Below are 12,690 nucleotides of genomic sequence, written 5' to 3'. Positions count from 1 at the left end.
TTAAATTAATAAAAAAAGATCAGAAAATGGTATTACCAGTTGTAGCTTACGGAGATCCTGTCTTGCGTAAAGTTTCACAAGAAATCGATCAAGATTATAAAAATTTACAAGAACTGATCCAAAATATGTTCGATACAATGTATGACTCTAACGGAGTTGGTATCGCAGCGCCTCAGATCGGGAAAGATATACGTTTATTTGTTGTTGATTGCTCGCCTTTCGAAGAAGATGAAGATTATGATGATGTAAAAGATGAATTAAAAGATTTCAAACGAGTTTTCATCAATCCAAAAAAAATCAGTAGTTCTGAAGGTGATGAATGGGCTTTTACAGAAGGATGTTTGAGTATTCCTCACATTCACGAAGATGTAACACGTCCAGAATCGGTAACTTTAGAATATTTTGATGAAAATTGGGTGAAACATACCGAAACTTTTTCGGATATTCGCGCTCGAGTTATTCAACACGAATACGATCATTTGGAAGGAAAGCTTTTTATTGACTATATTTCGAGCTTTAAAAAGAAATTAATAAGTAATAAATTAAAAAATATAACAAAAGGGAAAGTAAACACGAGTTACAAAATGAAATTCCCTTCATAGACCCTTAAACATAATAGAATATGGATTTATCAAGAGTTATCGCAATTTCAGGAAAACCAGGATTATACCGTTTAGTTTCTCAAACAAGAGGTGGTTTTGTTGTTGAAGATTTAGAAAAAGGTAAAAAAATCTCAATCGCTTCTAACTACAATGTTAGTTTATTAGACAACGTTGCTATTTACGGAGTATCACAAGAATTTCCTTTGGCTGAAGTTTTCTTCAGAATTTACAAAAAAGAAAACGGAGGAGAAACGATCGATTACAAAACTTCTGGTGCAGAATTGCGTAAATATATGGAAGAAGTTTTACCAGAATATGACGATTCAAGAGTTTATGATTCTGATTTGAAAAAATTATTCCAATGGTATAATATCTTACACAAAAACGGATTATTAAACATCGACTTAGCTGCTGTAGAAGCTGCAATGGCTGCTCAACAAGCACAAGAAGCTCCTGTTGCTGAAGTAGAAGCTACAGAAGAAGTTGTTGTGGAAGAAAAACCAAAAAAGAAAGCTCCTGCTAAAAAGGCTGCTAACAAAAAAGACGCTGAAGAAAAACCTGCTAAAAAAACTGCTGCTAAAAAAACAACAGCAAAAAAAGATAAAGACGCTGAATAATTAGAGATGAATACACGTAAAGATCAATTACAGGCTTTCGAAAGATTGTTGGATATAATGGATGAATTACGTGAAAAATGTCCGTGGGATCGTAAACAAACAATGGAAACGTTGCGTACGTTATCTATCGAAGAAATTTATGAACTTTCGGATGCCATCATCGAAAAAGATTCGGATGAAATAAAAAAAGAACTAGGTGATGTTTTTCTTCACCTAGTTTTTTATTCTAAAATCGCATCAGAACAAAACAACTTCGATGTTGCTGATGTTTTAAATGGTATTTGTGACAAATTAATTCATCGTCATCCACATATTTACGGCGATGTAGAAGCAAATACAGAAGAAAAGGTGCTTCAAAATTGGGAACAAATCAAACTAAAAGAAGGTAACAAATCTGTACTTTCTGGCGTTCCTACTTCTCTCCCAGCAATGGTAAAAGCTTACCGAATTCAAGACAAAGTAAAAGGTGTTGGATTTGAATTTGAAAATTCTGATCAAGTTTTTGATAAAATTATCGAGGAAATTAATGAATTCAAAGAAGAACAAAATCCAACAGATAAAGAGATGGAATTTGGTGACATTTTATTTTCTTTGATTAATTATGGACGATTTAATGGCATCAATTCTGAAGATGCTTTAGAAAGATCGAACAAAAAATTTATCACACGTTTTCAGAAATTAGAAGAAATCGCGAAAGAAAATGGTCAAAACATAGCTGATTTAACCATTTCCGAATTAGATAAATTATGGAATTTAGCGAAAATTAGCTAGTGTAAACTTAACACTATAAAGTTTATTCAAATCAACGAAAACGTTGTAATCAGACGTTTTAACACTATTATAAATAACTTTTATCGACACCAATAAAACAAAGTATTACAAATTATTGTGCACGCACAGAAAACCGACATATATTTGCAATGGTTATAGCGGGCAATAGCTTGTAATAATGGAAGGAAGTTTGTTTACTAAGTAAACAGTTTTCTCATTTTTTTGTGGTTTTGATGAAAAGGTGACTTAAAGTCGCCTTTTTATTTTTTATCAACTTCTATGTAAAATCACAATTCATAACAATCCTTTTTTATCTGAATAATTTGTAAATTTGTAGAATGCAGTTTCAATTAAATTCTGAATTCAAGCCAACTGGTGATCAACCAAAAGCTATTGAAGAATTATCAAATGGTATTCTAAATAATGATCGTTATCAAACACTTTTGGGTGTTACAGGTTCTGGTAAAACATTTACAATCGCGAATGTTGTACAAGATGTGCAACGTCCAACTTTAGTTTTGGCACATAACAAAACGTTGGCGGCACAGTTGTATATGGAATTCAAAGAATTTTTTCCGAATAATGCAGTCGAATATTTCGTTTCTTACTATGATTATTATCAACCAGAAGCTTACATTCCTTCATCAGGAACCTATATTGAGAAAGATTTATCAATTAATGAAGAAATTGAAAAGCTTCGTTTAAGTACAACTTCCTCCCTACTTTCTGGTCGTCGCGATATTTTGGTTGTGGCTTCAGTTTCGTGTTTATATGGTATTGGAAATCCAACAGAATTTCATAAAAATGTGATTCAGATTGAAACGGGGCAAATTATCTCGAGAACAGCTTTTTTGCATAAATTAGTCCAAGCTTTATATTCGAGAACAGAAGGTATTTTTCAACGCGGAAATTTTAGAATTAAAGGAGATACATTAGATATTTTCCCTGCTTATGCGGATGATGGAATCAGAATTAATTTCTTTGGTGATGAAATCGAAGAAATCTCAGTTTTCAATGTAGAAACAGGTAAAACTTCAACTAAATTAGATAAAATTAATATTTATCCAGCCAATCTTTTTGTTACTTCTAAAGACACTTTAAATGGTGCAATTGCTGATATTCAGATCGATTTGGGTAAACAAGTTGAATATTATCATGAAATCGGAAAACATCTCGAAGCAAAACGTTTGCAAGAACGTACTGAATTCGATTTGGAAATGATCAAAGAATTGGGATATTGTTCTGGAATCGAGAATTATTCGAGATACTTAGACGGTCGCGAACCAGGAACTCGTCCATTCTGTTTGTTAGATTATTTCCCAGAAGATTATTTGATGGTGATTGATGAGTCGCACGTTACAGTTTCTCAAGTTCATGCAATGTATGGTGGAGACCGCTCGCGCAAGGAGAATTTAGTAGAATATGGTTTCCGACTTCCAGCTGCAATGGACAATCGTCCGTTAAAATTCGAAGAATTTGAAGCTTTACAAAATCAAGTGATTTATGTTTCAGCAACACCTGCGAATTATGAATTAGAAAAATCGGAAGGAGTTGTTGTAGAGCAAGTCATTCGTCCAACAGGATTATTAGATCCAATTATTGAAATTCGTCCAACACAAAATCAAGTCGATGATTTGATGGAAGAAATCAATAAACGAGTAGAGTTAGACGAACGTGTTTTGGTCACTACTTTAACGAAACGAATGGCGGAAGAGTTAACGAAATATTTGACAAAATATGGCGTTCGATGTCGTTATATTCATTCTGATGTGGATACATTAGAACGTGTTCAGATTATGGCTGATTTACGCGCTGGATTATTTGATGTTTTGGTTGGAGTTAATCTTTTGAGAGAAGGTTTAGATTTACCTGAAGTTTCTCTAGTAGCAATTTTGGATGCTGATAAAGAAGGTTTTTTAAGAAGTCATCGTTCTTTAACGCAAACGGTTGGTCGTGCTGCTCGTAACGTGAATGGTTTGGCGATTATGTACGCAGATAGAATTACAGATAGTATGCAATTAACGATTGATGAAACAAATCGTCGTCGTGAAATTCAAATGAAATACAACAAAGATCACAATAAAGTTCCGCAAGCTTTAAACAAAAAAATAACGAAACTAAGTTTAGCTGCAGCAGATTTTGAAGAAAATCCTTACGAACAAAAACATTTGATTCAACAAGCAGCAGAGATTAATGAAAATTATTCGACAGAAGATAAAGAGAAATTGGTACAAAAATTGCAGAAAGAAATGGAAAATGCTGCAAAAAATTTAGATTTTATAAAAGCAGCCGAATTAAGAGATCAAATTCAACTCTTAACCAAAGAATAGCACGTTTTTTTCAACATTTCAATGAAAATTTTTAAGAATACATTTTTTTTAACTCTATCGTTTTTTACCATTTTATCATCTTGTAACACACAGATTTTAAAATCATCTTCAAATAATGAATTGCTTGAAAATGAAGAAAGTAGTTTAGTTCATACACGTGAATTAAAGATTTTCAAGAGATTTGATACACCTCCAAATTATGAAAGGAATCAAAATTATACAGATTTTGGTAAATGGATAAATAACCTTCCGCTCAAAAACAATAATACAGCTGTTTATTCTTTTGATGGTCAAAAAAAATCTAATCCAAATATATATGTAGGAGTTTTAGATTTAGAACAACCCAAAAAAAATGTACAGTTTAATGCAAATGCGATGATGAGTTTGCGTTTAGAGTATTTCTTCCGTTCGAAAAAATACAATGAAATAGATAAATTGTCTAAAATTTCTACAAAGCCAATTCCTTACACTGACTATGTAAAAGGAGATTATTCTCATACGAAATACATGCAATATTTGATCTATTATTTAGAAAATACAAATTCAAATACAATTGCTGAATTATTAAAACCAATCTCTATCAAAGAGATTCAAATTGGCGATGTATTTTTTCAAAAGGGAAATATAAAAAGTCATGCTGTAATGGTAATTGATTTAGCGAAAGATAAAAATGGGAATAATATATTCATTTTGGCTCAAAGTTATTATCCAAGTCAAGACATTCATATTCTTTCTAATCCAAGCAACGATTTAATCTCACCATGGTATATTGCAAAAGAAGGCATACTTCTTACACCTGAGTGGAGATTTTTGTCTTCGGACTTGATGCGTTTTAAATAACATTTTACTTTTTCAATCCTTACATTTTACTTAAATTTGTTGTTCAAAACCTCAAAGTAAACAACAATACAGTAAATAATCGATAATGCAAAGAGTATATTTAGACAATGCAGCAACCACAGCAATTCGTCCAGAAGTAGTTGACGAAATGGCAAATGTGATGAAAAATGTTTTCGGAAATCCATCTTCTACCCACGTTTTTGGTAGAGAAGCCAAGGCACTTATAGAAATGGCTCGAAAGAACATTGCGCAGCGTTTAAATATTTCTCCTGCCGAAATTTATTTTACTTCTTGTGGGACAGAATCTAACAATACGATTATACGTTCTTGTGTAAATGATTTAGATGTTACACGTATCATTACTTCGGATATGGAACACAAATGCGTACAAGAAAGTATCAAAGATTTAGAATATCGTGGAAAAGTTGAAGTAATCCGCATCAATATTCAAAAAAATGGAGACATTGATTATGCTCAATTAGAGGAATTAGTTAAAGATCAATCTAAAAAAACATTGGTTTCTTTGATGCATGCTAATAACGAAATTGGAAATTTAACAGATATTAAACGTATTTCGCAATTGTGTCAAGAAAATAATACATTGTTCCACACAGATACGGTGCAAACAGTTGGTCATTACGATTTAGATTTCCAAGATTTGGGAATGGATTTCGCTTCTTGCTCAGCACACAAAATTCATGGACCAAAAGGTGCTGGATTTTTATATGCAAAAAAAGCTTCGCATTTAAAAGCCTTGATTGCTGGAGGAGGACAAGAAAGAGGAATGCGTTCTGGTACCGAAAACGTATACGGAATTGTTGGACTTTCAAAAGCTTTTGATTTAGCAATTGATGAGTTAGAAGCTCATGTTAATCACATCAAAGAAATTAAACAATATACAATCGATCAATTAAAAGCAGCTATTCCAGGCGTTTCTTTCAATGGATTATCAGATGATTTAGACAAAAGTTTGTATGCATTATTAAGCATCAAATTACCATTTCATGATGCCTTAATCGGATTCGAATTAGAATTAGCTGGTATCGCTGTTTCACAAGGAAGTGCTTGCAGTTCTGGTGCAGCAAAAGTTTCATTAGTTATGCAAACATTGTACACAGAAGAAGAAATTGATCAAATGACGCCTTTACGTGTATCTTTTTCATACGAAACAACTAAAGAAGATATTGATGTCTTAGTTGGAACATTGAAAAAAATCGCTGAAAAACATCAATTACAAAACGCTTAATGACTGATTTCAATCAACTTGATATTCTGATTTTAATTGCGTTAGCTTTTGGTTTTATCAACGGATTTTTCAAAGGTTTTATTTCTCAATTAATTGGGTTAGTCGGTTTTTTTGTAGCAATTTGGTTAAGTTTTAAATTTTATCAAATCATCGAAGTTTATGTCGATTCTTACAACATTGTTGCAGATAGCTTAACTTCTTTGGTTGCGTTAGTTATTACATTTGCAATTGCTTTTTTCACAATAAAATTAGCGTCAAGTTTAACACAAAAAACAGTAGAAGCAGTTGGTTTAGGAATCATTAATCGATTTGGTGGAGCGGCTTTAGGATTAATAATCTCTTTACTTTTAACATCAAGTATTTTGTATTATATCGATCCGATTTTAGAACTAGGATTTAAAGAAACAAAAGACGAAAGCCAGATTTTACCAATTTTGAACGAAAGTTCTCAAATCATCAAAAATTCTATCTTCGAAACAAAAGATAATTTAAGGACAGAATCCCAAGATTCTATTCATTTATGATCATACAAAGACAGCTTTTTCAAGCTGTCTTTTTTCTTAACATTAATTTTATAAAAGGCACAAAAATTATCTAAAGAGATCAAAACAATTAATTTAAGATGAAAAAACAATTCTTAGAAATCGTTTTTTTATGATTTTATTTTTAATAACGACATATTGTGTCGTATAAAATCGTTCCTTTGTTTAAATTTTAAGATTATGAACAGCGCAATCATACTTTCATCCATCCTTTTTTTTATCATTGGAGCCGTTATCAGTTTTTTATATTCAAAATCGAAAGCAAATTCAGCCATAATTGGAAATGAAATAAAACACCAAGAACTTCAGAAACAATATGATTCGCTAAAAAATGAATTTATCGAAATAAAAGATGATGCAAATTTCAATTTGGATCAATGGCAAAAAGAGCGCGAAAAAAATACAGAATTAACGGTTCGCCATCAAGAAGCAATGAAAGCTGTGGAGGAGCAAAAATCGTTTATGCTCGAAACCAATGAACGATTAAAAGAGCAATTTGAAGCACTTTCAGCTCAAGTTTTGAAAAGTAATAACGAACAATTTCTTGATTTAGCGAAAACAACATTGGATAAACATTTTTCTAATTCTCAAAACGATTTAGAAAAACGTCAACAAGCGATTGATTCGTTAATCAAACCATTAAATGAAAGCTTGAATAAATTTGACGGAAAAATATCCGAAATAGAAAAAGCTCGAGAAGGCGCTTATTCAGAAATTAAAGTTTTCTTAGATTCAATGCGTGGTACAACTGATAAATTGCAAAAAGAAACCAATACATTAGTTTCTGCTCTTAAAACTTCACACACAAGAGGAAAATACGGAGAAATTGGATTGCGTCGTGTCGTTGAATTTGCTGGAATGTCATCTTTTTGTGATTTTGAAGAACAAACTTCTGTTCAGTCCGAAAATGGTTTGCTTCGCCCGGATTTAATCGTTAATCTTCCTGGAAATCGAAAAGTAATTGTCGATTCTAAAGTTCCATTAAACCAATATATGCTTGCATTTGAAACGGAAGATGAGAATTTAAGAAAACATCATTTACAAATGCACGCGAAAGCTGTACGCGAACATTTAAAGAATTTGAGTTCTAAGGCTTATTGGAATCAATACACAGAAGCACCCGATTATGTGGTGATGTATCTGCAAATTGAAAGTTCTTTTGGTGCTGCGTTAGAATTGGAGCGAACTTTGATAGAAGATGCACTAAACAATAGAATAATTATTGCAACACCAACTACTTTGATTACAATGCTTCGCACAATTGCGTTTAGCTGGCAACAATTAAATGTTGCGGAAAATATATATCAAATGCGAGATGCTGGAATAGAATTATACAATCGTGTGAATGTTTTAATACAACATTTGGCGACGGTTGGTCATAATCTAAACCAAGCAACCCAAAGTTACAATAAAGCTATAGGTTCACTAGAAAATCGATTTATTCCGCAGGTTAAAAAGCTGAAAGAAATCGGTGGAACTTTGATGGAAAAAGAAATTTCGGAAACTAAGCCAATTGATACAATGATTCGTTCAATAAATAACTTGGATATTCAATAATCATTCTATATTTGTACAACTTTTAGAGAGAATGAAAACAAGCCTATTTACCTTGATTTTACTATACTCTCCTGCCATTTTTGCGCAGGTGAATTTTGAAGAAAAATCTGTACAGGTAAAACCAAATTTAGAATTAAACAAAATATATAACTACTCATTTACAGATCGTAACTTTTCGATTTCTGTAAATGATACGGTTTCTAAAGTCATCAACCAATCAAATAAATCGATGGAATTGGTTGACAAGAATGATTTTGCCAATAAGTATACATTTGTAAATGGTAAAAATCAATCCAATGATCCTGATGAATTTTACCGCGATTTTATCAATAATTCTGAAGGAATAGAGTACGAATTCACAACAAATCCTTCTGGAGAATTTTTAGAATTATTAAATGTTCCTCAGATTGAAGAAAAATTGCTTAAAATAACAGATAAACTTGGTAAACAACGCAAAAAATCTGATGATTATAAGGCAAATATTGCGTATATTGAGGAAATGGTCAAATCGAAAACATATGTTCCCTATGTTTTTGAGCAAGAAATTCACGTTTTCAATTATTTTAATGGACAATATTTTCGTTTAGGTGAAACATATGAAGGAAAATCTGTACAGGAAAATATTTTTGGATTTCCAATTTCTTCTACCACAAATACTTATCTAAAAGATATCAACAAAGAAAAAGGTACGTATACAATTGCTTCTGACCAAAATTTGAGCAAAGATGATTTTGAGAAATTATGGGAAGAAATGGCGTATTATATGTTGAATGATGCTAAACTGAATTTGTCGCAAGAACAGGTAAAAAAAGAAATCAAAAAATATTCAGAAACAGTTGAATTAAAAGTGAAATATGAAAATACGTACGATTTGAATTCAATTTTAATCAAATCTGAATATTTATTTAGCTTAAATATTGGTTCTAAGAAAACAGTTAATCAATTAAGTATAAAACTTTTAAATGACTAAATTTTATTTTTTAACGAATTTCAAACTTCATTTTAGATAATTTGCTCTATTTTTGAATTAGTTTGATTACTTATAAATGAAAATTAATTTTACATATTATCTGTTTTTTCTATTTTTTTCGATAAAAATATTTGCCCAAGATCCTATTCAAGATACAATTTCACCGGTTGTTAAAAATGATACCATTTTTAATGCTCCGCAGGAAACGATTATTTTTCCCAAAACATATTGGAATATTGGAAACGAAAAACGATATAATGTAACAACAAGTGAAGTGAAATTGGAAGATGACACGATTTCGCATCAAGAACAATATACTTATAACGTTATTATTCAAGTTGAAAATATTTATCAAAACGAAACCATTGTAAAGTGGAATTTCAGAAATATACAATTCAATTCAAAATCATTTTTAAATAATCCTTTTTCGTTAGTTAATAATGTTTCGATTTCCTTTAAAATAGATCAAGACGGACGATTTTTAGGTTATACAGATTTAGATAAAACGATTAAACAATTGGTTTTATCTTCAGAAGATTTAGAGAATAAATATTTGGATAATCCTACTGCGATTGCGTTAATCAAAAAGAATCTTCAACAATATTCTACAGAAGAAAGTATTGTTAAATTATTTGACAAAGACATTCGTCAATTCCATCATTTTTATGGAAAAAGTAATTTTACTTTAGAAAGTGCGCCATTTGTTTATCAATCTTACATGGACAATTTATTTAGCACTTCTCCCACTCCAGCTACAACAGAATTGAAATTGAATGAGATTGGAGTTTCGCAAACCAATTACATTATGTCAAGTTTTCAGGAAGCCGATAAAGATTGGTTGGCCAATTCTTGGTATACTTATCTAAAAGAATTAGCAACAAAATTAGGTACAGAACAGCCTTCTGAAAATAGATTGAAAGACGACATAAAATATTATGTTAAAACGACTTCGCGTATCAAGGATAACGGTTGGATTTCATATAGTATCGAAACCAAAAAGGTAAAATTTCAAGATACAGATTATACATTAGAGCGCCGTTTTGAGTTAGTAGACTAAAACTCGCATCAATACTGATAATTCTTACATTATTAAATCATAAAAACTTCGTGAATCAAGATTATTTTTCATAATTTTGCATTCATTTTATATAAATTATATTCACTATGCAATTGTCTGAACAAGAAATTATTCGTAGAGAAAAACTACAACAATTAAGAGACTTAGGCGTTGAGCCTTACCCTGCCGAAGAATTCGTGATAACTTCTAATTCTAAAGAAATTAAGGAAAAGTACGAAGAAGGAAAGGTTGTCAAGCTTGCCGGACGATTGATGAGTGTTCGTGTAATGGGGAAAGCTTCTTTCGCTGAGTTACAAGATAGCGAAGGTCGTGTACAGGTTTATATCTCGAGAGATGATATTTCTTCGTCTGAAGAAGGAATTGAGTATAATACAATTTTCAAGAAATTGATGGATATCGGAGATTTTATTGGAATTGAAGGATATGAATTCAAAACTAAAGTAGGTGAAATTTCTGTTCACGTAACAAAATTAACTTTGTTATCAAAAACTTTACGTCCATTACCAATTGTAAAAACTGACGACGAAGGTCATGTATTTGACGCTTTTACAGATCCAGAATTGCGTTACCGTATGCGTTACGTAGACATGGTTGTAAATCCTCACGTGAAAGAAATTTTCTTAAAACGTACACGTTTATTCAACGCAATGCGTAATTTCTTCAACGATCGTGGATACATGGAAGTAGAAACTCCTGTTTTACAATCGATTCCTGGGGGTGCAGCAGCTCGTCCGTTTATTACACATCATAATGCATTAGATATTCCATTATATTTAAGAATCGCGAACGAATTATATTTAAAAAGATTAATCGTTGGTGGTTTTGATGGTGTTTACGAATTTTCTAAAAACTTCCGTAACGAAGGAATGGATCGTACGCATAATCCAGAATTTACAGCAATGGAAATTTATGTTGCTTACAAAGATTACAACTGGATGATGGATTTCACAGAGCAATTATTAGAACATTGTGCAATTGCTGTTAATGGAACTTCTGAAACAACTTTCGGAGAACATAAAATTGATTTCAAAGCACCTTACAAACGTGTAACAATGCGTCAATCAATTATTGATTTTACAGGATTTGATATCGATGGAAAATCTGAAGCAGAATTATTTGAAGCTGCTAAAGGAATGGGGATCGAGGTTGATGAGACTATGGGTAAAGGAAAATTAATCGATGAAATTTTTGGTGAAAAATGTGAAGGAAACTACATTCAACCAACTTTCATTACAGATTATCCAAAAGAAATGTCTCCATTGACTAAAAAGCACCGTGATAATCCAGAATTAACTGAGCGTTTCGAATTAATGGTTTGTGGAAAAGAAATTGCTAACGCATATTCTGAGTTAAATGACCCAATCGATCAACGTGAGCGTTTTGAAGCACAAATGGCTTTAGCTGATAGAGGTGACGACGAAGCAATGTTTATCGACCAAGATTTCTTACGTGCATTAGAATACGGAATGCCTCCAACATCAGGTTTAGGAATCGGAATGGATCGTTTGATTATGTTCTTAACAAATAATCCATCTATTCAAGAAGTTTTATTCTTCCCTCAAATGCGTCCAGAAAAAGCTGCACCAGCTTACGAATTGACAGAAGAAGAAACTCAAATTATTGAAATTTTAAAAGCTAACGAAAACATTGATTTGAATGAATTAAAATCTCAAGCTGCTTTAAGCGGTAAAAAATGGGACAAATCAATGAAAAATTTAGCAAAATATAACTTGACTAAAGTTACTGTTGAAGGAGATTCTAAGACAGTTTCATATTTAGGCGAGTAAATTATTACCCTTTCATCTATATTTTAAAAGCTCAACTTCGGTTGGGCTTTTTTTGTAATTATTTGGGCGTTCCCTCGCTCTTTGCCTTCCATTTATATTATTTATAAAATAACCAAAATAATACAAACACAGCTAATGCAAATCGCTCGGTTGGGCTATCCGTTCCAATCTTTTGTAAAAGAAGATTAGAAGTGATTACAGAAAATCCAACTCCTACAAAAGGATTTACACTACTATCCCTAACGCGGGTTTTAAGTTCTGAGTTTTGAGTAATAAGTTATAAGACATAAGATTTAAGACTGACAATAAAAATCTACAAAGGAGTGTTATCGAGTTATGAGTTGTAAGTT

At 31.7% G+C, this 12,690-nt stretch carries 11 protein-coding genes; all 11 read left to right on the top strand.

Annotation, left to right across the window (positions count from 1 at the left end; genetic code table 11):
• Positions 1–26 precede the first annotated feature (26 nt).
• The 11 genes from def to lysS all read left to right on the top strand — a co-directional run bounded on the left by def (position 27) and on the right by lysS (position 12,340).
• The gene (gene def / locus B3578_RS00055) at positions 27–602 is read left to right on the top strand and encodes a peptide deformylase (RefSeq protein ID WP_114999818.1); all 576 of its coding nucleotides are present in this window, start codon (positions 27–29) and stop codon (positions 600–602) included.
• Positions 603–622: 20 nt separating this feature from the next.
• A complete protein-coding gene (locus B3578_RS00050; RefSeq protein WP_291046074.1) occupies positions 623–1,219 on the top strand; it encodes a DUF5606 domain-containing protein in 597 nt (198 codons plus the stop codon).
• A gap of 6 nt (positions 1,220–1,225) precedes the next feature.
• A complete protein-coding gene (mazG, locus tag B3578_RS00045) occupies positions 1,226–1,990 on the top strand; it encodes a nucleoside triphosphate pyrophosphohydrolase (protein WP_291046071.1) in 765 nt (254 codons plus the stop codon).
• Between the two features lie 338 nt (positions 1,991–2,328).
• Complete coding sequence (gene uvrB / locus B3578_RS00040; protein ID WP_286496129.1) at positions 2,329–4,320, top strand: excinuclease ABC subunit UvrB; 1,992 nt, start codon at positions 2,329–2,331, stop codon at positions 4,318–4,320.
• Positions 4,321–4,341: 21 nt separating this feature from the next.
• Positions 4,342–5,160, top strand: a complete 819-nt coding sequence (locus tag B3578_RS00035) for a DUF4846 domain-containing protein (RefSeq protein WP_286496128.1) — start codon at positions 4,342–4,344, stop codon at positions 5,158–5,160.
• A gap of 85 nt (positions 5,161–5,245) precedes the next feature.
• A complete protein-coding gene (locus tag B3578_RS00030) occupies positions 5,246–6,406 on the top strand; it encodes a cysteine desulfurase family protein (protein WP_125350150.1) in 1,161 nt (386 codons plus the stop codon).
• The gene (locus B3578_RS00025) at positions 6,406–6,930 is read left to right on the top strand and encodes a CvpA family protein (RefSeq protein ID WP_114999807.1); all 525 of its coding nucleotides are present in this window, start codon (positions 6,406–6,408) and stop codon (positions 6,928–6,930) included. The genes B3578_RS00030 and B3578_RS00025 overlap by 1 nt, the downstream gene beginning before the upstream one ends.
• A gap of 198 nt (positions 6,931–7,128) precedes the next feature.
• Positions 7,129–8,505, top strand: coding sequence for a DNA recombination protein RmuC (gene rmuC / locus B3578_RS00020; RefSeq protein ID WP_286496433.1), 1,377 nt, complete (start codon positions 7,129–7,131; stop codon positions 8,503–8,505).
• 31 nt (positions 8,506–8,536) lie between these two features.
• Complete coding sequence (locus B3578_RS00015) at positions 8,537–9,475, top strand: hypothetical protein (protein WP_114999803.1); 939 nt, start codon at positions 8,537–8,539, stop codon at positions 9,473–9,475.
• Between the two features lie 76 nt (positions 9,476–9,551).
• A complete protein-coding gene (locus B3578_RS00010; protein ID WP_219034726.1) occupies positions 9,552–10,532 on the top strand; it encodes a hypothetical protein in 981 nt (326 codons plus the stop codon).
• A 107-nt stretch (positions 10,533–10,639) separates the two neighbouring features.
• Positions 10,640–12,340 carry a lysine--tRNA ligase gene (lysS, locus tag B3578_RS00005; RefSeq protein WP_286496432.1) on the top strand — a complete coding sequence of 567 codons (1,701 nt, stop codon included), beginning with the start codon at positions 10,640–10,642 and terminating at the stop codon, positions 12,338–12,340.
• Positions 12,341–12,690 lie beyond the last annotated feature (350 nt).

It is taken from the genome of Empedobacter sp. UBA1574 (assembly GCF_002322895.1).
Classification (GTDB): Bacteria; Bacteroidota; Bacteroidia; order Flavobacteriales; family Weeksellaceae; genus Empedobacter; species Empedobacter falsenii_B.
The sequence above is the reverse complement of the archived record's forward strand: the minus strand, read 5'-3'. Positions and strand labels throughout refer to the sequence as shown.